The following is a 24299-nucleotide window of genomic DNA, read 5'->3' as shown; positions in this document are numbered from 1 at the left end:
GTTATATTTATTTAAAATATAGTATAATATATTGTAATGTCGAAAAATGAAAAAAAGAGGTAGATTGTTGTGAGTGGAGAAGAAATATTTGTGAATTTTAATGAAATATTCTATAACGTCATAGACACTATAAAGAATAGTCAGGATGAAGTTTTGTTTATGTATGAAAGTGTACATAACGAATGTCAAAAAATGAGAATAGAGTTAGAAAACTTGAGAGTAAGAGCTAAGTTTTTGATAGATGAAGTTGAATATTTGGAAAAAGAGGAAAAAAAGAGTAGACAAAGACTAGCATCTATAAGTAAAAATTTCCACAATCAAACAGAAGATAAAATAAAACAGGCATATGAAGAAGCTAAGCGTATACAGGTAAAGCTTACATTAAAGAGAGAAGAAGAAAAGAATATAATAAGAAGTAGAAATGACCTTGAGATAAGACTTAAAAAAATGAATGGTATACTAGAAAAAGGCGAATCATATATGTCAAAAATGAAATCTGTTGTTGATTTTTTAATGGGAGACTTAGAAAATGTATCTCAGAAGATGACGTCATTAGAAGGTAAAGCACAGATTGGAATGAAGATAATAAAATCACAAGAGGAAGAGAGAAGAAGAATAGTTAGAGATATTCATGATGGACCTGCACAGAGTATGGCTTCTTTAGTTATAAAGTCTGAAATAATAAATAGACTCTTAGATAAAGATATAGAATTGTCTAGAGAAGAACTTGAAAATACAAAGAAAATTCTTAGAACTACACTTAGGGATTTAAGAAGAATTATGTATGATTTAAGCCCGACATCACTAGATGATTTAGGATTGATACCTACAATAGAAAGGGCTATATCAGATATTGAGTATGAGCAGGATATAAACATAGATTTGATTGTACTTAATGATACTAAAATAATACATCCTTTAGTTAGAATAACTACATTTAGAGTTATACAGGAATCTTTGAACAATGTATGTAAGCACTCTAGTGCGTCTAATGTCAAAATTAAATTGGATATAAATATGGAAAAAGTAATTGGTGTTGTTGAAGATGATGGTATCGGGTTTAATATAGAGTGTGATAATATAATAGAAGGATCATTAGGAGTAGGATTTATGAGGGAAAGAGCATCTTTGCTAGGTGGTCAATTAAAAATAGACAGTAAAATAGGGGAAGGAACTAGAGTTAAATTTGCTTTTCCTAATAAGGAGGTAAGTGATGAAGGATAATATAAAGGTTATGATAGTGGATGATCATTCTCTTATGAGGGAAGGTCTTGCAAAAATATTGGAGCTTGAAGATGAAATAACTATTGAAGCTAAGGCATGCGATGGATATGAAGCTATAGAGTACTATAGAAAAAAAGACATAGATGTAGTTTTATTGGATATTAATATGCCTAATATGAATGGCATAGAAACTTTAAGAAATTTAAAAAACATGGATTCATCTAGTAAGGTTATAATGCTAACTATATATGATGAAAGAGAATATCTTATAGAAACTTTGAATTTGGGAGCTGATGGATATATGCTTAAAGACTCAGAATCATCAAGCTTAGTTTCTGCGATAATAAATGTATATAATGGTGGCAGTTATGTTCATCCTAACCTTGCAGGAGCATTGTTAAGAGAGATAAATAAAAGAAAAGATAGAAATTCAGCTAAAGAGGGCTTAGATAGCTTAACTAAGAGAGAATATGAAGTTTTATCTCTTATTGCGGATGGGCTTAGTAATAAGGAAATTTCAGAAAAGCTGTACATAAGTGAAAAGACTGTAAAAAATCATGTTTCTAGCATATTAAGAAAGCTTGATGTATCAGATAGAACTCAAGCAGCTATATATGCATATAAAAACAACATAAAAAAATTATAAAATCGTATCATAGATACGATTTTTTTGAATAGTTATTCTATTAATAAAATGAAGCGAATTTTTAGTGGTCAGTAGGAAACACTAAGAATATATAAAATAATAAATAAAAGTAATAAAGAAATGATTGATATTTCTGAAAATTAACTTATAAAATATGATATAATAAAATTAATATGTTAAAATAATACAATATGGAAGGTGGAAAATATGAATCTAACTCATGAATTTAAAAATGCATGGAAAAATTTAAAAGATGAAGATATAAATGCTGTAATGTCTTACTCTAAAGAATATATGGATTTTTTAGACAATGGAAAAACTGAGAGAAGATGTGTTGATGAGATAATTAAGAAAGCAAAAGAACAAGGATATATTTCGTTAGAAGAAGCTTTAAAAAGCAACGATATAAAGGCTGGTTCTAAGATATATGCGAATAACAAGGGTAAAGGGGTAGCATTATTTGTAATAGGGCAAAAAGAAATAGAAAAAGGTATGAAGATAGTTGGATCTCATATAGATTCACCAAGGCTAGACTTAAAACCATTTCCACTTTATGAAGATGGTAACTTAGCTCTTTTAAAGACTCATTATTATGGAGGAATTAAAAAGTATCAATGGACATCTATTCCTTTGAGTATGCATGGTGTTGTTTATACTAAGGATGGAAATAAGGTTGATATTAACATAGGTGATGATGAAAATGATCCTGTATTATACATAAGTGATCTTTTAATACATTTAGCTAAGGATCAAATGGGTAAAAAACTTTCTGAAGGTATTACTGGTGAGGGACTTAATGTTTTAATCGGACATATACCTTTAAAGGATGAAGAAAAGGATTCTGTTAAGAAGAGTGTATTAAAATTATTAAATGAGAAATACAATATGACAGAAGAAGATTTCTTAACTGCTGAGATTGAAATAGTTCCTGCTGGAAAGGCAAGAGAAGTGGGTCTTGATAGATCTATGATTGCAGCTTATGGACATGATGATAGAGTTTGCACATTTGCAGGACTTAAAGGTATTTTTGAAGTTGAAAATCCTGAGTATACAGCGGTTGGATTATTTGTAGATAAAGAAGAAGTTGGTTCTATGGGGAATACAGGAATGCAATCTAGATTTTTTGAAAATATAGTTGGCGAGATTATAAATTCTCAAGGAGACTATAATGATTTAAAATTAAGAAGATCATTAGCTAATTCAAAGGTATTATCTGCAGATGTTACTTGTGGATTTGATCCAAATTTCCCAGATGTTGTTGATAAGAGAAATGCGGCATTTATAGGTCATGGTGTAGTTGTAGCTAAATATACAGGAGCTAGAGGAAAATCTGGTTGCAATGATGCAAATGCAGAATTTTTATCTGAAATAAGAACGACTTTTGATGGAAATGATGTTACATGGCAAGTAGGAGAGCTTGGAAAGGTAGACCAAGGTGGTGGTGGAACTATAGCCTATATACTAGCAAATTATGGAGCAGAAGTTGTAGATTGTGGAGTTGCTCTTTTAAGTATGCATGCACCTATGGAACTTGCAAGTAAAGTAGACTGCTATGAAACCTTCAAGGCTTATAGAGGATTTTTAAAATAGAATAAAAATGCACTCATAAATTGAGTGCATTTTTTAAATATACTTAATTAAAAAAATTCTTTATATGATTTATGAATTTTTCTTCTAAAGGCGTGTTTATTCTTTTTTTGGAATATATGAAGTAAAATTTTCTTTGAAGGTTTAATTCTTTTATTTTATAGGCTTTTAATGATTTAGAACTAATATCGTCTATTATAGATTTATTAGATACAATAGAAAGTCCAATTCCTTTCTTTACCATTTCCTTAGTTGCTTCATTGCTTTCAACGTGAGCTAGTATATTAAAATGATCTGGTGGTAAACCGTTCTTTTTAAGTTCGTTTACGATAACTCTTCTAGTTCCTGATCCTTCTTTTCTCATTATAAAATTTTCTTTTTTAAGATAAGAAATACTTACATATGAATCATCAGATATAATATTATAATCATAAGGAGTTATTAAAACCAATTCATCTTTTATTAAATCTACATATTGTATTTGTGAGTTTGGAATTTTTGAACCTACAAATCCAAAGTTTACTTTTTCATTTAATATTTCATCTATTGCATCCTGTGAATCGTGATGAGTTATAGTAAACTTAACGTCTGGAAAGTCATTTATAAAAGACTTTAAAATATCTGGTAATATATATGTTTCAGGGATAGAACTTGAGGTTATATCTATAATACCTTCTATTTTTCCCTCATATTCTTTTAAATTGAATAATGCTTTTTTTCTAGAATTTAATATTTCAAGAGCATGAGAATAAAGAATTTCTCCAGGTTTAGTTAAAGAAATATTTTTGTTATTTCTATTTATTAGAATAGTCCCAAGTTCTTTTTCGAGATTTTGAATATGAGTAGTTATAGTGGGTTGTGTTAAAAACAGTTCTTTTGCAGCTTTTGAGAAACTTTTATGCTTTGCTATTTCTATAAATGTTTCAAGTTGTTTAAAATCCATATTATCTGCTCCCTTTTGGTAAATTATAAGTAAATTATAACATATAATAGTTATAATATGATGATATATAACATATACATTTTCAAACTTTAAAATATTAATATAATATCTAGATTAGAATGAAGTGAATTTTGGAGAGGTGATTAGATGGACAAAAATAAGATATCTAAGCTTTTAAAAAAACCTGAGGGTGCTAAACTTGATTATAAATTAAAGATAAACTTAAAGACTCAAGCAGAAAAGAAAGAATTAGCTAAAGATATACTAGCAATAGCTAATACATATGGAGGAAGAGGGTATATAATATTTGGAATTGAGGATAAAACAAAGAATATAGTAGGCATTCAAAAGGATTCATATGTAGAGGAAAAAATACAGCAAATATTATCAAACAGAATAGAACCGCCTGTTAGTATAAAAATGGAGTATGAAGAATATGAGGGAAAAATATTAGGAATACTTACAATATTTAAAAGTAATCAAAAACCTCATCAGTTAAGACAAAATGGAAGCTTCTATATAAGGAGAGGATCTACTACTGACATAGCTAGAAGATATGAAGTTGCAAGTATGTTTGAGGAAAGTGGGATTATAAATACTGAAATTATGCCTGTTATTGAAAGTGATATAAGTGAAATAGATGAAAAAATAGTCCGTATATATTGCAAAAAAATAAATATAAATGAAGATATATCAATAGCTTTATTGGAAAATTTGGGAATATGTATAAAGAAGGAAGATGGAAAGTATGTACCTACATTAGGTGGATTATTAGTATTTGGAAATCATCCTCAAAAATATATAACTAGTTCGTCTATAAGAGTTATAGATAATCTAGATAAAGAAAGCTATACAAAGATATTTCATGGAAATATAATCTATATGCTGGATGAGGTTGAGTATTATCTTAAGAATATTTTAAAAAATTATAATTACTCTATAGATGGTCTGTATGAATGTATTAGAAATAGCTTAGTTCATAGAGATTATTATGATTTAACAAGGGAGATAGTTATATATTTAGGAAAAGATAAAGTAGAGGTAAATAATCCTGGAGTGCTTATTAGAGGAGATAATATAAATACTATAATAAAAGAAAAAAACCCATCAAGAAGAAATGATTGGATATATCAGAGGTTATTAGTACTAGATGATAAGATGAGATTTTTAGGAAGTGGAATGGGTTTTAATAGAATAAAGAAATGTTTTGAGAAAAAGGGCAGTGTTAAATTTATAAATGTGATTAAAAGAAATCTATTTAGAGTTATACTTCCTGGAGTAGAGTAAATTAAAATGGGTATAATCATATCAAAGGAGTTGATAATATGATTAAAAAAGCTACTTTTGGTATGGGGTGATTCTGGGGACCTGATGCCCAGTATGGGTTAATAGACGGAGTTATAAGAACTAGAGTTGGATATAGTGGAGGAAATAGTCAAAATCCAACTTATACTAATATGATGGATCATACTGAGGTTGTTCAAATAGATTATGACGAAGACATTATAACTTATGATGAACTTTTAGATATATTTTGGAAAAATAACATATGTAAGATGAAATCTTTAAAAGTACAGTATAAATCGTTGATATTATATCATGATGAAGAACAAAGGATAAAGGGTTTAAAGAGTAAAGATGAAAAAGAAAAAAATGAAGATGTGTATGTATATACTGATATAGAACCTATAGATAAGTTTTATATTGCTGAAAATTATCATCAGAAATACTATCTTCAAAGTCTAAAAACTGTAAGTGATGATATCAAAAAGTCCTGCAAAAATTTTAATGATTTTGTAGATTCTAAAATTGCAGCAAGATTAAATGGATATATAAAAGGATACGGAGACATTAATATGTTAAGACATGACTTGAAAACAGATTTGTTATCAGATAAATCAAAGAAAAGACTTATTTCAATAGTGGATGGATACGGAGATTAAAAAAAAAGATAGGCATATGCCTATCTTTTTTTTGACTGGTGCCCGAGGCGAGACTCGAACTCGCAAAACCACGATTTTGAGTCGCGTACGTATGCCAATTCCATCACTCGGGCAAAAAATCCTACAAACAGATATTAACATATAATAGAATAAAATTCAATATATATTTTTGATTAAGAGTATTTATTAAGTTTTACTTTATATAATTTCTTTGTGATTAAAACATATAATAATGATATAATAAGGAGAAACTTAGTTCAGGTGGTTATAAATGAATACGGAGTGTGATAAATTTGAATAAAAGACTTGTTATAATAGATGGAAACTCTTTAATGAATAGAGCCTTTTATGCTCTACCAGATCTTATGAATAAAGAAGGATTACATACTAATGCAATATATGGATTTACTACTATGCTATTTAAGATAATAGATGAATATAAACCAACTCATATGAGTGTAGCATTTGATCTTAAAGCCCCTACATTTAGACATAAGCAGTATGAAAATTATAAAGCAGGAAGAAAGAAGATGCCAGATGAATTAAGAGTACAGGTGGAGCCTTTAAAAGAACTATTAGATGCGTTTAAGATACATAGGCTTGAAATAGAAGGATTTGAAGCTGATGATATAATTGGAACAGTATCTAAAGTTGCCGAGGAGGATGATTTTGAGGTAGTTATAGTTACTGGAGATAAGGACGCTATACAACTTGCATCCAATAATACTAAGATACTTATAACTAAAAAAGGAATAACAGAGCTTGAAATCTATGACTATGATGAAGTTTTAAAAAGATATGAGTTAACACCAACTCAATTTATAGATCTTAAAGGACTTATGGGAGATAAGTCTGATAATATACCAGGAGTACCTGGAATAGGAGAAAAAACAGGTATTAAGCTTTTAAAAGAATTTGAGACAATTGAAAATCTAGTCCAAAATACAGACAAGCTAAAGGGAAGTGTAAAGAAAAAAATGGAGGAGAATATAGATACAGCCCTTATGAGCAAACGTCTTGCGACAATAGTAAGAGATATGCCTATTGATATTAATGTAGATGAATTAAAGCTTGAAAGTTATGATGAACAAAATATAATAAAGCTGTTTAATTTGTACGGATTTAATAGCTTAATTAAAAGAATAAGTATGGATAAAGAGGTGACAGAAGATACTAATATAGAGTCTGTATTAGTAAATGAACACAATATAGATTCAATCATAGATGAAATAAATGATAAAAAACATATGTTTTTAAAAGCTGTTACAAAACAAGGGAATATATTAGATAAAAATATTATATATATGTTCATAAGTTTTGATGCAAGTAAAATATATTATATAAATGATGAAAAATTCATATTAAGATTAAAAGATGTATTAGAATCAGAAGATATACAAAAATACGGTTATAAACTAAAAGAAGAGTATATAGCCCTAAGAAGTTATAATATAGAAATTAAAAATATGAAATTCGATATTGTAATAGGAGAGTATTTAATAGATGCTACAAGCTCTAATTATTTACACGATAACTTAGCAGCAAAGTATATGGGTAAAAAAGTACAAAGTGAAGAAGAACTTTTAGGTAAGGGTAAGAAGGCTAAAAAGTTTGAGGACTTAGAAAAAGAAGTTTTAATTAGCTATTTTAATAGTCTAATTGAAGTTGCTATAGGAATAAAGAATGAAATGGAAAAAACAATAGATGAATATGAGATGCATGAACTTTTTTATAATATAGAAATGCCTCTTGTTGAAGTTTTAGGTTATATGGAATATGAAGGATTTAAGGTTGATATTGAAAAGTTAGAACAGCTTAAAGAAGAATACTTGGGTATTATTAAAAACTTAGAAAAAACTATATATAATATGGCTGGAGAAGAGTTTAATATAAATTCACCTAAACAGCTAGGAGTAATACTGTTTGAAAAGTTAGAGCTTCCTATAATTAAAAAGACTAAGACTGGGTATTCAACTAATGCTGAGGTTCTTGAAAAATTAAGACCAGAACATGATATAATAGATAAAATATCTGAATATAGACAAATAGTAAAGCTACAATCTACTTATGTAGATGGTCTTTTAAATATAATAAATCAAAATAGCAAGAGGATTCATTCATCTTTTAATCAAACTATAACTACTACAGGAAGAATATCATCTACTGAGCCTAATCTTCAAAATATTCCTGTAAGGCTTGAGATGGGGAGGAACTTAAGAAAGGTATTTATACCAAAAGAAGGATATAGTTTAGTTGATGCAGATTATTCTCAAATAGAACTTAGAGTACTTGCTCATATAAGTGAGGATGAGAATTTAATACATGCTTTTGAAAGTGGAGAAGACATTCATACAAGTACTGCATCAAAGGTATTTGATGTGGATATAAAAGATGTTGATAGCCAAATGAGAAGTGCTGCAAAGGCTGTTAACTTTGGTATAGTATATGGAATTAGTGATTTTGGACTATCCAAAAACTTAAATATACCTGCTAAAAAAGCTAAAGAGTATATAGATAATTATTTTGATAAATATCCTAACATAAAAAAATATATGGATGATATAGTAGAAAAGGCCAAAAATGACGGATATGTAGGCACTATACTTAACAGAAGAAGATATATTCCTGAGATAAACTCTAAGAACTTCATAGTCAGGAATTTAGGGAAAAGGCTGGCTATGAACACACCTATACAGGGAAGTGCGGCTGATGTTATAAAGATTGCTATGGTGAATGTATATAAAAAACTTAAAGAAGAAAATTTAAAATCAAAGCTTATTTTACAAGTACACGATGAGCTTATAATAGAAGCGTGTGAAGATGAAATAGATAAAGTTGAGGAAATTTTAAGAAACGAAATGGAAAATTCTGTAAAAATGAAGGTGAAACTTAATATAGATCTTAATACAGGTAAATCGTGGTATGAAACAAAGTAGGTGAGAATATGATAATAATAGGTCTTACAGGGTCAATAGGAAGTGGAAAAAGTACAGTCTCTAATATTTTAAAGAAACAGAATATAAACATAATAGATGCAGATAAAATTTCAAGAAAAATATTTGATGATAAAAAAGCTCTTGATGCAGTTGTTGAATGTTTTGGAAGTGAAATACTTAATTCTGACAAAGTTTTAGATAGAAAAAAACTAGGAAGTATTGTTTTCTCCGATAAAGATAAGCTTAAAAAACTAAATTCTATAACTCATCCAATAATAATCAATAAGATAAAAGTAAGTATAGATAAATTAAAAAAACAAGGAAAAAAGATTGTTGTATTAGATGTGCCTCTTTTAATAGAGGCCAATCTAATAGATCTAGTTGATATACTGCTTCTTATTATTTGTAATGAGAAAATACAAGTTGAAAGAATAGTAAAAAGAGATAACATAAAAAAAGAAGATGCTATTTTAAGGATTAGATCACAGATGAGTTTAGATGATAAGAAAAAATATGCTGATTATATAATAGATAATTCTTATAATCAGAATAAACTTAAATTAGAAGTAGAAAAATTTTGTAATTATGTGGAGGAAATGTATTTTGACTAAAAAGAAATATTTTATTATTTACGCTATTATACTTATTGTGGGTTTGGTATTTGGAGTTAATAGGTGTTTGAAAATAGTATATCCAATACATTATGAAGAGTATGTAATGAAATATTCTAAAGAATATGACATAGATCCATACTTAGTATTTTCTATAATAAAGGCGGAAAGTAAATTTTTTCCTTATGCTGAATCAAATAGAGAAGCTAAAGGTCTTATGCAAATATCTAATATTACCAAGGAGTGGGCACAAGATGAACTTAAGATGGGTGATATAAATATATTTAATCCAGATACTAATATTCAAATAGGGTGTTGGTATATAAGTAAGCTTTTTAAGCAATTTGATGATAAAGACTTAGTGATAGCTGCATACAATGGTGGATCTGGCAATGTAGATAAGTGGTTGAAAGATCAAAGGTATAGTTCAAATGGAATAAATCTACAAAAAATACCTTTTAAAGAAACTAGTGATTATGCGAATAAGGTTAATAAATATTATAAAAGATATAGAGCTATTTACGAGAAATGAGGAGAAAACAAATGAAAAAAATTAAGATTATTTTTCTTTTAATTATAGCTGTATTTTTATTTGGATGTAGTAAAGAAGATACTAATATAAATGAAGAACTGAAAAAAGCCATATTACAAGAGGAAGACTTAACTCCTAAAAAAGGTGGGAATGTAAATATTTCTGTTGTTGAATTTAAAACATTAAATCCACTTTTAAATAATGAAAGATCTTTAGATCAAGCACTTAAATTGGTATATGATAGTCTATTTGCTGTAGATGAAAATTATAATATAAAGCCAAAGCTTGTTAATGATTATACTCTATCTCAAGATGGAATGAGTTTGAATATAAAGTTAAAAGATAATATACGTTGGCATGATGGAATTAATTTAACGAGTGAAGATGTCCAATTTACAATAAATCTATTAAAAACATTAGATAAGAGTAATTATAAATTTCTAGTAGATAATGTATCTAGAGTAGAAATTTTGTCTGATACTAGCTTTAATATTGTATTTAATGGTATATATTCGTTTTCTTTAGAAAATTTCATATTTCCAATACTTCCAAAGCATAAACTTTCAGGACTTAGTATGAATGATATAAATGTTTATTCAAACAATTTGATAGGATCTGGGATGTATAAAATAGATAGATATGAAAAAAGAAAATATGTAGATTTAGTAAGAAATGAAGATTATTATGATAAAAAACCATATATAGATAAGGTTAGATTGGTTATAGTACCTGATAAAGAAGCACAAGAGAGTATGATTATATCTCTTGAAACAGATATTTGTAAAATAGATAAAATAATAAGTGGAAAGTTCCCCGCTAAAAGATTTGATATTAGAGAATATACAGGAAATGAGTATGAATTTATAGCTCTAAACTTTGATAATCAGTATATACAAGATATAAACTTTAGAAAAGCCTTATTGTATGGTATAGATAGAAGAAAAATATTAAAGGATGTTTATTTGGATAATGGAGATATAGTTGATTTTCCATTGAATAAAAAAGCAAAGTACTATAATAAAGAATTAGAAACTTTAAGGTACGATATAGATAAGGCGAAAAGATATTTGAGTAAAATAAATCTAGATGGAGTTATGTTTAAAGTTGTTGTAAATCAAGAAAATCTTGAAAGAGTAAAAGAAGCTTATTTAATAAAAACGTCATTATATGATGTAGGGATTGATGTAGATATAGTAGAAGTTTCTGGAGAAGAAATTACAAATACTATTGCCAACAAGGACTATGATCTAGCACTTTTAGGATGGACACTTCCTGTTGTTCCAGACCCTAGGTTTAATTTCTATAATAGTTTTACAAACTATAATGATGACAATGTTAATATATGGATTCAAAAGCTTATAAGTTCTAGTAGTGAGCTTGATAAAATTAAAAATTATAATGAATTAGAGAAATATGTTAGAAATAATATTCCTTTTATAAGCCTTTTAATTAAGGATAAGAGCTTGGTTTTGAATAACAAAATCAGGGGAAGGTTAGATTCTAGTGAATTTAATATATACAATGGATTTGAAAAAATATATATAGAAGAATAAGAATGAATAAGTCATTAAGGGTAGGGTGCTTTTAATGACTTATTTATGAAAAAAATGTATTGACTTATATATTTAGAACAATTAGAATATTACTAAAGATTAAATATGCGGATGTGGTGGAATCGGCAGACACGCTATCTTGAGGGGGTAGTGAGCTACGCTCGTATGGGTTCAAGTCCCGTCATCCGCACCAATAATAAAAAGACTCTACTTTTTAAAGTAGAGCCTTTTTATTATTCGTCTTTTTCAAAACTTCCACAGTCGGTACATTCTAGACATGTAGCTTTAGCCTTATGCTTAACAACTTCTATATGAGTTAAAGTACAGTTATTAAGAGTTTTTGCATGATGTCTACATTCAGTAACAGTACATCCTATATTAAGGTTTCCTTTATCCATTATAACACCTCCTAAAAGTCTAATAATAGTATTAGCATTTTTAAGAGATTAATAGCAAGAAGTATTTACTAATGACTCACAAAGCTTAGTAAAGCTTTCTTCAAATAAATAATTGTCTGATTGGGTTCTTTTTTTAGCATTTTTAACTTTTTTTCTAGCTTTTCTAGCCTTTTGAGATAAATGTCTTTGGAGAAGTAGCATATCTATATTATCATTAGTATAAATAAGTCCGTTTTGATTTATAACATGAGCTTTTTTTGCAAGAACCATAGCAGCTAACCCATAATCTTGTGTAATAATTATATCTCCCTTTTCAACTGAATTTATTAAAGCCATATCTACCGAATCTTTTCCTTGACTAACTATAATAACCTTTGAATAATCATCACTTAGAACATGACTAGTGTCTATAAACATCATAACAGATATATTAAAGCTCTTAGCAACGTTAACTATTATATCCTTAACAGGACAAGCATCTGCATCAACAAGAATTCTCATAAGTTACTCCTTTGTATATTGATTTATTGTACTAGTTAATATATATATTAGCAAAAAATGAGAATAATTGAAATAACGATACTTAATCAATCTTTTAATACAACTAAAGATTGTATAGTAAAAGATTAATCAAAAGTATCTAACATTTAAATTATCCTCATTTTTAAAATTAATTAGCATAACGAGTTATATTTTCATAATAAATATTATAGTGTGCAGATAGATTAATTTATATACTAAAATTAAGTAAAGTATTCTATAGTGCTATTTTCAAAATTATCATATATAAGATTTGAGATATATTCTTTTATTTCAGTGCTTTTTTCTTTTGGATATACGTATTTGAATTTTCCATAAGGTCCCCATTTTAACTGTCTGTTTTCCTCGTTCAGATCAAGTTTTGTATTTGGAAAGCGAGTTAGTATTAATTCTTTTGCAGTACTTGTAAATCTATGCTGTATAAGCTCAAAGGTTATAGGAGCGTTGTAGTTTTTAAGCTCTTCTTTGAGTTTTAATATGAGTTCTTTGTATTCATTTTTCCAATCATCATAAATCATTATCGGAGCTATTATGAAACCTAGGGGATAATTGCTTGAGGCTATTTTTTTGGATGCTTGCATTCTTTCTTCAAAGCTTGAAGTGCTGTGTTCAAAGTTATTTATAACGTATCTTGTATTTATACTGAATCTAAATTTAGTATGATTGTTATGATCTATATTTAAAAAAGAGTCTATATTGTCGTATTTAGTTATGATTCTTAGTCTTCCATTTTCAGATTTTGAAAAAAATTCTATGCACTTTTTTAGGTTTCCAGTTAAGTATTCAAGTGCAACAGGATCTGTTATACTTCCGCATTCAAAGGTTGTAATGTTTGAATTTGTATCTATATGATTATTAATTACATCTAATATCTCATCTATATTTACAAATAATTTCATAAATGGTTTTTCTCCTTGAGTAGTTTGAAGATAACAGTATTCACAGTGGCCTGGACAAGAACTTGATAGAGAAAACTGATAGTCAGCAGAAGGTTTACAAGGTTTCAACTTTTTTTGTTTGTTAACTGTAAGATATATAGTTTTTTTAGATTTTGAATAGTTCTCTAATGGATTTTTACCTTCTATTACAACTTTTCTAGATTTTTCTATAGGAACATCTAACTCTTTTAGATGATTAATAGCAATCTTACCTACATCGTAGTTCAGTACTCTAGGATCTATAAATGCTTTATTTGGTATAAAATGTTTCATATATTCACCTCTTAGTTAGTATTTCAGAGTAGTGCTAGATTTATTCAATATTAAAATAGGTATAAGTTCTTTGTATTCATATATATTAAGTTATACATATAATAGTTACTTTAATATAATATAACATAATGTTTTATCTCAAAGTTCTAATTATAGGAGGAAATATATATGTCTAAAAAAATTATAATTTTATTAATTGGGATTTTAGTTTTAAATTTTTTCAGTTTGTATATTTATAATACGAATAAAAATACCAACAAAATTAGTACAGATGATAAAAACATTATTGCAGAGATACCTGAAGCAAATATAAGACTTTATTATAAAAAAGAAGAGAATGGAATGTATAAGAATCTTGCTTTAGAGATTGATAAAATGAAATATTTATTTTGTTGGAAGAATACAAATAATCCAGTATATAATCCTAAACTTATACTTTCAGATTTAAATCAAGATGGACATGAGGAAGTTATTGTTATTTTAACAAAAGATATTGGAAAGGAAGTTAACCTACAAGAAGTTCATGTGATTGAAACTAATAAAATGGTTGAAAGAGAAATTGAAAATCCAATTCACATTATATATAAAAATGTAAAAACTAAACTCTCGTCTGAATATGCTGAAATTACTATAAATAACAATACGCAAGTACTTGATAAAAAATATATAGATACCGAATCTCAAAACTTATTAAAAGATATAGCTTTCGATAACTTTATTAATTTTGAAGTAGAAGAAAATAAATTATATGCTGTAATTCCTGCTCAGGTTGGTTCTAGTTCTTTTGTTGGTAACATTAAGATTTCATATATTTTCCAAGGGAAGATGTATGTAATGGAAACAATAGATTTTATACCTATAGAACGGTAATTACAATTTTCAATGAGAGAATCATATTAAGTTTTGCATATAAATAAAATTTGTGAAATAAATATATACCATATAAAGAGAAACTTAATTCAGATGAACTGTTACTCTAACTGAATTTTAGGATATGGGGGGGTAATGTGGTATATAAGAACTGTAGAAAAAAGAAAAGAAACAAAATTGAAGCTTCTATTAAGGACTTAATTTCTATACAGAATATACTACAGGAAAAAATAGATCAATTAAAAAAAATTATAGACTTTGAAGATGTGAATGAAATTTTAAAAATTAATTTGAGTGAAATAAATACCGAAAGAATATTGTTAGATAATCAAAAAAGTATGGATTCAGTTAAATGCAAGGATTTTAAAAAGGGAAAATGCAAATCATGTATAGATGAGTCTATCAAGCAAAGTAATTATTTAAATGAAAAGGTACAAGAATGTATAAATAAACACAATCAATATATAAATACATTTAAAGATATACTTTATTTGAAGAATGAAAAAAATGTAGAGGATATGTTTATTAAATTTGGATTTGATAAAAACTACGATCTAATATGTTTAGTTTGCGACAAAATAAAATATTATTATAATGATGAAAAAGGAAAAGTATATATTGTGTATGGAGACGTGCATAAAACTAAGAGTGAGTATAAAAGCTTTTTAAAAATGGAATTTAAGTATAAAGGTGATTATATATTTATAGATAGAATAAATGCATCTACTGATAAATTGAGATGTGGTCATGCTACATTTGTTTTTTCTAATTTCAATGCATTAATACAAAATATAGAATTTCCTGAAAAGGTACATTATATAAAAGGATATGTAAATGAAAATAAAAAATATATAAAAAGAAAGGATTTAATTAAGTTTTATAAGAAAAATGGATTTTTTGTATATCAAGATTTAGCCTTTGAAAAAAGCATATAAAATTTATCTACAAATTTAAAATTATATGTTTAATACTAATGTTGTAGGGTAAATATTAAGTATAAATAAGATAACAATAATTTAAAATAAATATAAATGATATGGAGGAATTGAAAATGAAAAAATATGTATGTGTAGTGTGTGGTTATGTATATGATCCAGCGGAGGGAGATCCAGACAACGGAGTAGTAGCAGGAACTAAGTGGGAAGATGTAGCAGAGGATTGGTTATGTCCATTATGTGCAGTAGGTAAAGATCAATTTGAAGAAGAAGCTTAAAATTAATGCCGTAGATTAATAATCTACGGCATTTTGATTATAATTTTTTGTACTGAACTCTATCATCTGATTCTCTAAAAATTGCTACATTTTCATATTTACCATGCTCAACTTCTGACTTGAATCTTCTTCCATATACGCCATGAGAATCTTTTGGAAAATCATCACTTACAACGTCTCTGTATTCAAATGGATGATTTGATGGAACTTTATTTAACTTATCTAAATCTATATGGCTTCTATTTAGCATATTAAAACCTCCTTAACAAATATAATGTTAGTATTTACATATTATAAAAAACTATGTTTATAAAAAAATGAAATTCCGATAAATTATACAAATATTGAAAAAATAACTCATATTTAGTATAATAATAAAGTGTTAACGTACAAATAAAAAAGATGAAGGGAGATTTACTTGAAATGAGAAAACGTTTTACAGCTTTTATAGTATCATTTTTAATGGTTTTAACTATGTTTGGACAAGTTCCAGTGGCTAAAGCTACAGAAGAAGTAAAGATAGACATTTTACAAATTAATGATTTTCACGGTGCACTTAATGAAAATGGAAAAAATGTAGGTGCAGCAAAACTAGCAAACGAGTTAAAGAAAGCAAAAAAAAATAATCCGAATACGATAATATTATCAGCAGGAGATAACTACAACGGTTCACCAGAATCAAATCTTTTATATGGAGAGCCTGTTGCTAGATTTATGAAAGAAGCTGGAATAATGTATTCAGCAGTTGGTAATCATGAGTTTGACTGGGGAATAGATAAGATAACTAAGTGGGAAGAAACTTCAGGAATACCATTCTTATCAGCTAATGTTTATGATAAAAAAACTAATAAGCCAGTTGAGTGGGCTGATCCTTATAAAATAGTTGAGTTAGATGGAATAAAAGTAGGAATTTTAGGTCTTACAACTCAAGAAACAGCTTATAAGACAAATCCTGAAAATGTTGCTGATATAGAATTCAAAAATCCAGCAGAAGTTGCAAAAGAAATGGTTTCAAAGGTTAAAGAAGATGGAGCAGATATAGTTATAATACTTGCTCATATAGGAGCATTCCAAAATTCAGAAACAAAAGAAATAAAGATGGAAGTTCCAGGACTTGCTGATGTAGAAAATGTTGATGGAATTATATTAGGTCATTCTCATCAAAGAGTATCAGGACTTGTAAATGATATACCTGTAGTTCAAGGATACAAGCAAGGTAGAGCTTTAGGAAAGATATCATTTGTAGTAGATAAAGAAACAAAGAAAATAGCTAAAAAAGAAGCTTCGATAGATTTATTATACAAAAGACCAGATACTTTAGCAGAAGATGCTGCTGTAAAAGAAATGATAGCTAAAGATAGAGAACAAGTAGCACCTATATTAGATGAAGTTATAGGTAAAACAGTTAATGAATTAGATCATGACCGTAATGATTTTACAACTAGTTCTTTAGGACAATGGACTGCAGATGTTATGAAGAAATTAGCAGATGCAGATATTGCAATGACTAATGGTGGTGGACTTAGAGTTAATGTTCCTGCTGGGGATATAACTGTTGGAAAAATGTATGAAGTAATGCCTTTTGACAATGTATTATCATCTTTTGAAATGACAGGAGCTCAAATAAAAGAAGCTTTTGAAAATGGAATTGAGAATAAAGAAATAGGATCAATCCAGTTCTCAGGAGTTACAGTTGAGTACATAAAAGGTGCCGAAAAAGGAAGTAAAGTAGTAAAAATGACTTTAGGCAATGGAGAAGAAGTTGATTTAAACAAAACATACAAAGTTGTAACTAATGACTTTATGGCAGCTGGTGGAGATGGTTATACATCATTTAAAGATGCTAAAGCATTAGGTGAAACTATAGCTATAAGAGATGCTTTAATTGATGAAATCAAAAATGTTAAAGTTATAGATTATAAAAAACAAGATAGACTAGTGGCAAAAGAAGTTAAGCCAGAAGTTAAACCAGAGGTTAAGCCAGAAGTTAAACCAGAAGTTAAACCAGAGGTTAAACCAGAGGTTAAACCAGCAGGTGTAACTTATGTAGTTATAAAGGGAGATGCTCTTTATAAAATAGGAAAGAAATATAATGTTGACTGGAAAGTAATAGCTGAGTTTAATTCGCTAAAAAATCCAAATGTGATATATCCTGGACAAAAATTATCTATTCCAGTTAAGTAAAAAAAGAGGACTTTAGTCCTCTTTTTTTTTATGTTATGTAAAGATATAATAATTTTAATAAATATTTCCATATCGAACATATACATTATAGCTAAAATGTGGTAAAATTTATAATGTTAATATTGCTTTTAAGGGGTGATATTTATGTTGAAAATATATTATTTTTTGTTTTGGATTGGAGTTTTATATAGCTTAGCGAGTTTTTTATTAGGTAGTATTATGGATATGGATTTTGATACAGATATAGATTTTGGATATCTGAATATAATACCAATTAAACCTGCTCTTATAGCTATATTCATAACTGTATTTGGTGGAATGGGAATTATACAAACTAGAGCTAATCAAAAATCTTTGTACATAGTTTGTACTTCTTTCATTGTAGCATTTATAACTTCATATTTGATAAATAAATATATATTTTCTTTTTTGAAAAAAGCTGAAAATACATCAGCTGAATCTCAAAAGAAAGTAATAGGGCAATATGCTAAAGTTATATCTACTATTGTTCAAGGTGGATTTGGGCAGATAAAGTATAGCATGAATGGAAATACGTATAATTCACCAGCTAAGCATATAGAAGGTAAAAGGGTTGAATTTAATACTAAGGTTGTAATAGTACTCATAGAAAACGATGTATTCTATGTAGACACTATATAAAATTCGTCTACATTATTCAAATAAAATTAAAATTTAAGGGGGAGTATTGAATGGGCTTAGAAACATTAATTTATCCAGTTATAATAGTACTAGTCATACTTATTCTTGTAGGTGGATTTTTATCTATGTGGAAAAAAGTTCCTCAAGATAAAGCTAGAGTAGTAACAGGACTTAAAAAGAGAGTTATATCTGGTGGAGGGGGACTTGTTATACCTCTACTTGAAAGAACTGATATTATTTCCTTGGAAAACATGAAGATTGAGCTTAGAACAGATGGAGCTCTTACAGAAGAAGGTGTTGAATTAACTGTAGATGGAGTTACTGTTGTTAAAGTAAAATCAGATGAAGAATCTATATATTCAGCTATGGAGCAGTTCAATACTGGTAAAGAAGCAGATACAATATATAGAATAAAAGAAACATCTAAAGATGTTCTTGAAGGAAAATTGCGTGAGATTATATCTACGATGACAGTAGAAGAAATATATAAAAATAGAGAAAAATTTGCATCTCAAGTTCAAGAAGTAGCTGCAGTTGATCTTGCCCAAATGGGTCTTGAAATAAAGGCATTTACAATAAGAGATATATCTGATGAAAATGGATACTTAAAAGCTTTAGGTAAAAAGAGAATATCTGAAGTTAAAAGAGATGCTGAAATAGCTGAAGCTAAGGCAAAATCAGAAACTGAGATCAAGAAATCAGAGGCTCAAAGAGACTCTAAGATTCAAACTGCAATAGCTTACAAAGAAGGAGAAAAAGCAAGACTTGAATCTGAAACTGAGATATCTGAATTTAATAAAAATAAAGAGTTAAAAGTTCAAGTATACAGACAAGAACAACAAGTTCAAACAGCACAAGCTGACCTTGCTTATGAAATCGAGCAGAATAAGGTTAAAAAAGAAGTTGTAGAAACTGAAATGCAGGTTAAATTACTAGAACAAGATAAGCAAATTGAAATAGCTGAAAAAGAAGCTGTAAGAGTTGAAAGAGAACTTGATGCAAAAGTTAAAAAGCAAGCAGATGCTAATAAATATGAAGCTGAAAAACGTGCAGATGCAGAAAAGTACAAACAAATACAAGATGCTCAAGCAAGAGCTGAATCTATAAAGCTTGAAGGTCAAGCAAAAGCTGAAGCTAGAAGACTTGAAGGACTTGCAGAAGTTGATATCATAAAAGAAAGAGGTAAGGCAGAAGCAGAGGCTATGCAAGCTAAAGCTGAAGCATTTAAGCAATATAATGAAGCGGCTATTACTCAAATGCTAGTTGAAAAATTACCTGAGATAGCAAAATCAATAGCAGAACCTTTAACTAAAACTGAAAAAATAGTTATAATAGATAACGGAAATACAGAGGGTAAAGGTGGAGCATCAAAGGTTACAGGATATGTAACTGATATAATGAGCCAACTTCCAGAATCGGTAGAGGCATTAACGGGTGTTAATATAATGGATATTGTAAAGAGTAAATTTCAAGCTGAAGAGATAAACAAAATAGAAGTATCAGATGTTGTAGAGATTAATGAAATAGAAGGCAATAAATAGAAAAAAGCTATCTATATAGATAGCTTTTTTCTTTTAGAGGTAAAAACTCCATCTGAATTAAGTTTCACTTTATGATATAATTATAATAGTAAATTAATAAACTGAGGAGGATTAAAATGAAGTTTACATTTAATCATAATAATTTTAATGTATTAGATCTTGAAAAAAGTTTGGAATTTTATAAAAAAGCTCTGGGAATTGTGGAAACTAGAAGAAAAGTAGCTAGTGATGAGAGTTTTATATTAGTATTTTTAGGTGATGGAGAAAATAAACATAGGCTTGAACTTACTTGGCTTAGAGATAGAAAAGAAACTTATAATTTAGGAGAGAATGAATTTCATTTAGCATTTGAAACTGATGATTTTGAAAAAGCGTATGAACATCATAAAAATATGGGATGTATATGTTATGAGAATAAAGGAATGGGAATATATTTCATATCAGATCCAGATAATTATTGGATAGAGATAATTCCTCCTAAAAATAGGGAATAAAAAATTCACTTTACCAGGGGGTATATATGAATGGTATTGTAGACTTTTCAAGAAATCATAATATAAAAGCATATAGTATAGGAGCAAAAGACATTATAGTTGAGGAAAGGGTTTATTTAAAATGCGCTTACGGATGCAAGGATTTTGGTAAAAGACTTAACTGTCCACCTAATTGCATTAGTATAGATAAGTTTAAGAAAATATTGAGTGAATATGATAAGGCACTTATACTTTTACAAGAGTATAAGGTTTCTTCAAAAGAAAATATGGCAGATATATGGGAAGATGCAAGGCGAGAAGTTTTTAGAAAAATGATGGAAATAGAACAGTTTGCTTTTAATAGTGGTTATACTTTTGCTCATCTTCTTAGGCCTGGATCTTGTAATGAATGTTTAAAATGTGAAGAAAAATGTTCAAAACCAAATCTTAGAAGGTTTTCTCCTGAAGCTGTGGGTATAAATTTAGATAAGACTCTAAAAAATGTGAATATAATAATAGATTATTCAGACTATAGTGTAATTAATTTAATTGGAATTTTACTAGTAGAATAAAAAAAATAAAGGAAAACTTAAAAAAATGTCGAATAACTATAATAATGGACTATATAACTAAGGAGGAAATGTATGATAAGTATGAAAAAAATAGTAGCACCAGCACTAGCTATGATTATATCGTTAACTTTTAATATATCTAAACCATTGGCAAGTACATATGAAGAAGCTCAAATAAATACTAATAGCTTGAATGTAAGAAGTGAAAATAATCTGAATTCTAATATTATAACTAAGGTAAATTCAGGTCAAAGGTATTTAATTCTTGAAGAGCAAGAAGGTTGGTATAAAATCAAATTAAACTCTTCTCAAGAAGGATGGGTTAGTTCACAATATTCTACTAAAAAACAAGCTATAGGAGTTGTAAAAGGAAATAATGTAAACGTAAGAAACTCTAATACAACTATAAGTGAATCTATAGCTATCTTAAATACAGGAAATGAAGTTACAATATTAGAAAAAAATGAAGATTGGTATAAGGTTAAAATGAGTGATGAGCAAATAGGATACATATATCATTCTTTAATAGATATTAAAAGAGATAATATGAGTGTGACAAGAGGGTCTAGTGACAAATTAACTAAGCTATACGAGGTAGCTAATAGTAAATTGGGAAGTAGATATGTATGGGCGGCTAGCGGTCCTGATACGTTTGATTGTTCTGGATTTACTAGGTATGTTTATAAAGCTGGGGCTGGAATTGAACTACCTCATAGTTCAAGATCTCAAAGTGGTTTAGGAACTGCTGTTTCAAAAGATGAATTAATATTAGGTGATTTAGTATTTTTCCATACTGGTGGAAGTTCTAGAATAAATCATGTTGGTATGTACATAGGAAAAGGTAATTTCATACACGCATCTTCTGCTAAAGCGAATGTTATGGTATCTAACTTGAGTGAAGGATATTATCAAAAGACATATGTTTGTGGAAGAAGAGTAATAAAATAAGGTGGTCTATAGACCACCTTATTTTATTATATAGGAAACTATATCATTTTTTGTTTTGTAGATAGCTTGTTGAAAGAGCTACATATTCAACTATTTTTGAGCAACGGAGCCTGTAAGGGTCGTTGGCGACATGAGTCACCGCGTTAGCGAGTAGACGAATTTTTTATTAGCGAGTAGATGAATTTTAGGTTTGATTTTTTAGCTTATTATATGTGTTCATAACCTTTTTAACATATCCTTGAGTTTCTTTAAATGGAGGGATTCCCTTGTATTTAGCTACATTACCAGGACCTGCATTATAAGAAGCCAAAGCTAAAGGTATATCATTATGCTTGTCTAAAAGTGAGTCTAGATATTTTGTACCACCTAGCACGTTTTCTTTTGCATTGTAAGGATTTTTTACATTCAATGATTTTGCAGTACCTGGCATTAATTGCATAAGACCCATAGCACCCTTATGTGAAGTTGCATTTGGATTGAAGTTTGATTCAGCCTGTATAACAGCTTTTATTAAATTCTCATCGACATTATATTTTGAAGAAGCTTCTTTTATTGCACTATCAATATAAGCTTTATTATTATTTATAGGTTTATTGTCTAGTGAAATTTTATTAGTTGAGTTATTATTAGTTAATTTACTAATATCTGTAGTTTTTTCATTTAATATTTCTTTAAAATTACCTGAATTCTTGTCAGGTATTATTTTTACTGGTATTCTACTTTGGATTTCGTTTAATTTATTTAAATAAATTTGACTTATAAAATTATTCATAGATACTAACTCCTTATTTAGTAATATTTTATATAAAACTATTATATAAATAATATATAGAATAGTAAATAGGGAGGAATAACTAATGAATAAAAGATATGGAAAACAAAGAAAATCTTTACTTATATTTTTTCTGATAATACCACTCATAGCATCTTGGGCGACTTCTAAATATATATTTAATAAAATATCTAATAAAAAAACGATAAATGCTGTAAAAATAGAAGTAAAGGATCAAGAAAAAGAGAATATAGAAGTTAAAGGTAAAACTAAAAAACATATAGATGGGTTTGAAATATATTCTTTACAAGTAGGATCATTAAATGATTATAAAGAAGTAGAGAGTGTAGTAAATAATCTTAAAAGCTTAGGTATACCTAATTATGTATATAAAAAAGAAGATGCTTATAAAATATATACATATGTATCTTTAGACGAATCTAGTGTAAGAAAAAATTTAGAAAATATTAAATCTATTTATTCTGATGCGTTCATATCTAAAATACAAGTAGGATATATAGATTTAGAATATACAAAAAAATATGAATATATGAATGAGGTATGTAGTAACTTAGAACTTATAATTGAAAGTATGAAACAGGAGTCTAAGTTTTGGAATGAATATAAAATTGGTAAATCAAATTATGATGATTATATAAAAATAATTAATAATAAAAGTAAAATAGTAGATTCATTAACAAAGAGTTCGGAGAAATTCAGAGGAAAATATGCAGAAAATTTTGAAGAAAAAATGTCGAAATTTTGCGAAATACAGAAAAAGAATGTAGAAGGTATAAATAAAAATTTAGGGGATGGGAATGTTAAATCGTGCCAAAAGCTCTTTATATCAAGCTTATTGCAGTATTATGAATTCATAAATGAAATTAAAAATATATAGATTTAATTAAAACCAGATGATAATCATCTGGTTTTAATTTGCAA

24 protein-coding genes, 2 tRNA genes and 1 pseudogene are annotated in these 24299 nt (G+C 27.9%); 20 read left to right on the top strand and 7 right to left on the bottom strand.

What is annotated here, in order from left to right:
- The first annotated feature begins 69 nt into the window (after positions 1–69).
- The 3 genes from N4A48_RS06330 (at position 70) to N4A48_RS06320 (ending at position 3460) form a co-directional block, all read left to right on the top strand.
- Positions 70–1224, top strand: coding sequence for a sensor histidine kinase (locus tag N4A48_RS06330; protein WP_293665006.1), 1155 nt, complete (start codon positions 70–72; stop codon positions 1222–1224).
- Positions 1214–1870, top strand: coding sequence for a response regulator (locus N4A48_RS06325; protein ID WP_293665005.1), 657 nt, complete (start codon positions 1214–1216; stop codon positions 1868–1870). Before N4A48_RS06330 ends, N4A48_RS06325 begins: the two co-directional genes overlap by 11 nt.
- Positions 1871–2077: 207 nt before the next feature.
- The gene (locus N4A48_RS06320; RefSeq protein ID WP_293665004.1) at positions 2078–3460 is read left to right on the top strand and encodes an aminopeptidase; all 1383 of its coding nucleotides are present in this window, start codon (positions 2078–2080) and stop codon (positions 3458–3460) included.
- A gap of 43 nt (positions 3461–3503) precedes the next feature.
- Here N4A48_RS06320 and N4A48_RS06315 read toward each other — a convergent pair whose 3' ends face one another.
- Positions 3504–4400, bottom strand: coding sequence for a selenium metabolism-associated LysR family transcriptional regulator (locus tag N4A48_RS06315; protein ID WP_293665003.1), 897 nt, complete (start codon positions 4398–4400; stop codon positions 3504–3506).
- 147 nt (positions 4401–4547) lie between these two features.
- On the opposite strand from N4A48_RS06315, the gene N4A48_RS06310 reads away from it, so the two are divergent.
- Complete coding sequence (locus tag N4A48_RS06310) at positions 4548–5687, top strand: AlbA family DNA-binding domain-containing protein (RefSeq protein ID WP_293665002.1); 1140 nt, start codon at positions 4548–4550, stop codon at positions 5685–5687.
- An 83-nt stretch (positions 5688–5770) separates the two neighbouring features.
- A pseudogene (locus tag N4A48_RS06305) lies at positions 5771–6343 on the top strand (peptide-methionine (S)-S-oxide reductase); the annotation flags it as partial.
- A 36-nt stretch (positions 6344–6379) separates the two neighbouring features.
- On the opposite strand, the gene N4A48_RS06300 reads toward N4A48_RS06305, so the two are convergent.
- Positions 6380–6456, bottom strand: a tRNA-Leu gene (locus N4A48_RS06300).
- Between the two features lie 180 nt (positions 6457–6636).
- Here N4A48_RS06300 and polA point away from each other — a divergent pair.
- The 5 genes from polA to N4A48_RS06275 all read left to right on the top strand — a co-directional run bounded on the left by polA (position 6637) and on the right by N4A48_RS06275 (position 12168).
- The gene (polA, locus tag N4A48_RS06295) at positions 6637–9279 is read left to right on the top strand and encodes a DNA polymerase I (protein ID WP_293665001.1); all 2643 of its coding nucleotides are present in this window, start codon (positions 6637–6639) and stop codon (positions 9277–9279) included.
- Positions 9280–9287: 8 nt separating this feature from the next.
- The gene (coaE, locus tag N4A48_RS06290) at positions 9288–9890 is read left to right on the top strand and encodes a dephospho-CoA kinase (protein ID WP_293665000.1); all 603 of its coding nucleotides are present in this window, start codon (positions 9288–9290) and stop codon (positions 9888–9890) included.
- Positions 9883–10422: a lytic transglycosylase domain-containing protein gene (locus tag N4A48_RS06285; protein WP_293664999.1), complete on the top strand. Its 540-nt coding sequence runs from the start codon at positions 9883–9885 to the stop codon at positions 10420–10422. The genes coaE and N4A48_RS06285 overlap by 8 nt, the downstream gene beginning before the upstream one ends.
- Before the next feature lie 11 nt (positions 10423–10433).
- A complete protein-coding gene (locus N4A48_RS06280) occupies positions 10434–11975 on the top strand; it encodes a peptide ABC transporter substrate-binding protein (protein WP_293664998.1) in 1542 nt (513 codons plus the stop codon).
- 107 nt (positions 11976–12082) lie between these two features.
- Positions 12083–12168: transfer RNA gene (locus N4A48_RS06275), tRNA-Leu, on the top strand.
- Between the two features lie 40 nt (positions 12169–12208).
- On the opposite strand, the gene N4A48_RS06270 is transcribed toward N4A48_RS06275, so the two are convergent.
- From N4A48_RS06270 to splB, 3 genes are all read right to left on the bottom strand, one after another.
- On the bottom strand, positions 12209–12373 hold the full coding sequence (locus tag N4A48_RS06270) for a DUF1540 domain-containing protein (protein ID WP_293664997.1): 165 nt from the start codon (positions 12371–12373) through the stop codon (positions 12209–12211).
- Between the two features lie 48 nt (positions 12374–12421).
- Positions 12422–12874 carry a YaiI/YqxD family protein gene (locus N4A48_RS06265; protein WP_293664995.1) on the bottom strand — a complete coding sequence of 151 codons (453 nt, stop codon included), beginning with the start codon at positions 12872–12874 and terminating at the stop codon, positions 12422–12424.
- 242 nt (positions 12875–13116) lie between these two features.
- On the bottom strand, positions 13117–14124 hold the full coding sequence (gene splB, locus N4A48_RS06260) for a spore photoproduct lyase (RefSeq protein WP_293664994.1): 1008 nt from the start codon (positions 14122–14124) through the stop codon (positions 13117–13119).
- Positions 14125–14292: 168 nt separating this feature from the next.
- Here splB and N4A48_RS06255 point away from each other — a divergent pair, with 168 nt between their 5' ends.
- The 3 genes from N4A48_RS06255 to rd all read left to right on the top strand — a co-directional run bounded on the left by N4A48_RS06255 (position 14293) and on the right by rd (position 16207).
- Positions 14293–14994 (top strand): hypothetical protein, encoded by a 702-nt coding sequence (locus tag N4A48_RS06255; protein ID WP_293664993.1) that lies wholly within the window; start codon positions 14293–14295, stop codon positions 14992–14994.
- 137 nt (positions 14995–15131) lie between these two features.
- Complete coding sequence (locus N4A48_RS06250) at positions 15132–15929, top strand: hypothetical protein (protein ID WP_293664992.1); 798 nt, start codon at positions 15132–15134, stop codon at positions 15927–15929.
- Between the two features lie 116 nt (positions 15930–16045).
- Complete coding sequence (gene rd / locus N4A48_RS06245) at positions 16046–16207, top strand: rubredoxin (RefSeq protein WP_293664991.1); 162 nt, start codon at positions 16046–16048, stop codon at positions 16205–16207.
- A 37-nt stretch (positions 16208–16244) separates the two neighbouring features.
- On the opposite strand, the gene N4A48_RS06240 is transcribed toward rd, so the two are convergent.
- Positions 16245–16457: a hypothetical protein gene (locus N4A48_RS06240; protein ID WP_293664990.1), complete on the bottom strand. Its 213-nt coding sequence runs from the start codon at positions 16455–16457 to the stop codon at positions 16245–16247.
- A gap of 173 nt (positions 16458–16630) precedes the next feature.
- On the opposite strand from N4A48_RS06240, the gene N4A48_RS06235 reads away from it, so the two are divergent.
- From N4A48_RS06235 to N4A48_RS06210, 6 genes are all read left to right on the top strand, one after another.
- Positions 16631–18391 (top strand): 5'-nucleotidase C-terminal domain-containing protein, encoded by a 1761-nt coding sequence (locus N4A48_RS06235; protein ID WP_293664989.1) that lies wholly within the window; start codon positions 16631–16633, stop codon positions 18389–18391.
- A 144-nt stretch (positions 18392–18535) separates the two neighbouring features.
- Complete coding sequence (locus N4A48_RS06230) at positions 18536–19051, top strand: hypothetical protein (protein WP_293664988.1); 516 nt, start codon at positions 18536–18538, stop codon at positions 19049–19051.
- Between the two features lie 50 nt (positions 19052–19101).
- Positions 19102–20592 carry a flotillin family protein gene (locus N4A48_RS06225; protein ID WP_293664987.1) on the top strand — a complete coding sequence of 497 codons (1491 nt, stop codon included), beginning with the start codon at positions 19102–19104 and terminating at the stop codon, positions 20590–20592.
- A gap of 116 nt (positions 20593–20708) precedes the next feature.
- The gene (locus tag N4A48_RS06220) at positions 20709–21086 is read left to right on the top strand and encodes a VOC family protein (protein ID WP_293664985.1); all 378 of its coding nucleotides are present in this window, start codon (positions 20709–20711) and stop codon (positions 21084–21086) included.
- Positions 21087–21112: 26 nt separating this feature from the next.
- A complete protein-coding gene (locus N4A48_RS06215) occupies positions 21113–21637 on the top strand; it encodes a DUF2284 domain-containing protein (RefSeq protein WP_293664984.1) in 525 nt (174 codons plus the stop codon).
- A gap of 72 nt (positions 21638–21709) precedes the next feature.
- Positions 21710–22585 carry a C40 family peptidase gene (locus N4A48_RS06210; RefSeq protein WP_293664983.1) on the top strand — a complete coding sequence of 292 codons (876 nt, stop codon included), beginning with the start codon at positions 21710–21712 and terminating at the stop codon, positions 22583–22585.
- A 184-nt stretch (positions 22586–22769) separates the two neighbouring features.
- Here N4A48_RS06210 and N4A48_RS06205 read toward each other — a convergent pair whose 3' ends face one another.
- A complete protein-coding gene (locus N4A48_RS06205) occupies positions 22770–23357 on the bottom strand; it encodes a lytic transglycosylase domain-containing protein (protein WP_293664982.1) in 588 nt (195 codons plus the stop codon).
- Positions 23358–23442: 85 nt separating this feature from the next.
- Between N4A48_RS06205 and N4A48_RS06200 the strand changes: the two genes are divergently transcribed.
- Positions 23443–24255: a hypothetical protein gene (locus tag N4A48_RS06200; protein ID WP_293664981.1), complete on the top strand. Its 813-nt coding sequence runs from the start codon at positions 23443–23445 to the stop codon at positions 24253–24255.
- Positions 24256–24299: the final 44 nt, after the last annotated feature.

Source organism: Tepidibacter sp., assembly GCF_025210165.1.
Lineage (GTDB): Bacteria > Bacillota > Clostridia > Peptostreptococcales > Peptostreptococcaceae > Tepidibacter_A.
This window is presented reverse-complemented; position numbering and strand designations above follow the sequence as displayed.

Bases quoted from the DNA above. Each gene is read 5' to 3' on its own strand.
- rd (WP_293664991.1), top strand. From the start codon at position 16,046: ATGAAAAAATATGTATGTGTAGTGTGTGGTTATGTATATGATCCAGCG.
- N4A48_RS06280 (WP_293664998.1), top strand. From the start codon at position 10,434: ATGAAAAAAATTAAGATTATTTTTCTTTTAATTATAGCTGTATTTTTA.
- N4A48_RS06325 (WP_293665005.1), top strand. From the start codon at position 1,214: ATGAAGGATAATATAAAGGTTATGATAGTGGATGATCATTCTCTTATG.
- N4A48_RS06215 (WP_293664984.1), top strand. From the start codon at position 21,113: ATGAATGGTATTGTAGACTTTTCAAGAAATCATAATATAAAAGCATAT.
- splB (WP_293664994.1), bottom strand. From the start codon at position 14,124: ATGAAACATTTTATACCAAATAAAGCATTTATAGATCCTAGAGTACTG.
- N4A48_RS06200 (WP_293664981.1), top strand. From the start codon at position 23,443: ATGAATAAAAGATATGGAAAACAAAGAAAATCTTTACTTATATTTTTT.
- N4A48_RS06205 (WP_293664982.1), bottom strand. From the start codon at position 23,357: ATGAATAATTTTATAAGTCAAATTTATTTAAATAAATTAAACGAAATC.
- N4A48_RS06220 (WP_293664985.1), top strand. From the start codon at position 20,709: ATGAAGTTTACATTTAATCATAATAATTTTAATGTATTAGATCTTGAA.
- N4A48_RS06265 (WP_293664995.1), bottom strand. From the start codon at position 12,874: ATGAGAATTCTTGTTGATGCAGATGCTTGTCCTGTTAAGGATATAATA.
- N4A48_RS06230 (WP_293664988.1), top strand. From the start codon at position 18,536: ATGTTGAAAATATATTATTTTTTGTTTTGGATTGGAGTTTTATATAGC.
- N4A48_RS06240 (WP_293664990.1), bottom strand. From the start codon at position 16,457: ATGCTAAATAGAAGCCATATAGATTTAGATAAGTTAAATAAAGTTCCA.
- N4A48_RS06210 (WP_293664983.1), top strand. From the start codon at position 21,710: ATGATAAGTATGAAAAAAATAGTAGCACCAGCACTAGCTATGATTATA.
- N4A48_RS06235 (WP_293664989.1), top strand. From the start codon at position 16,631: ATGAGAAAACGTTTTACAGCTTTTATAGTATCATTTTTAATGGTTTTA.
- N4A48_RS06225 (WP_293664987.1), top strand. From the start codon at position 19,102: ATGGGCTTAGAAACATTAATTTATCCAGTTATAATAGTACTAGTCATA.
- coaE (WP_293665000.1), top strand. From the start codon at position 9,288: ATGATAATAATAGGTCTTACAGGGTCAATAGGAAGTGGAAAAAGTACA.
- N4A48_RS06310 (WP_293665002.1), top strand. From the start codon at position 4,548: ATGGACAAAAATAAGATATCTAAGCTTTTAAAAAAACCTGAGGGTGCT.
- N4A48_RS06320 (WP_293665004.1), top strand. From the start codon at position 2,078: ATGAATCTAACTCATGAATTTAAAAATGCATGGAAAAATTTAAAAGAT.
- N4A48_RS06315 (WP_293665003.1), bottom strand. From the start codon at position 4,400: ATGGATTTTAAACAACTTGAAACATTTATAGAAATAGCAAAGCATAAA.
- N4A48_RS06255 (WP_293664993.1), top strand. From the start codon at position 14,293: ATGTCTAAAAAAATTATAATTTTATTAATTGGGATTTTAGTTTTAAAT.
- N4A48_RS06270 (WP_293664997.1), bottom strand. From the start codon at position 12,373: ATGGATAAAGGAAACCTTAATATAGGATGTACTGTTACTGAATGTAGA.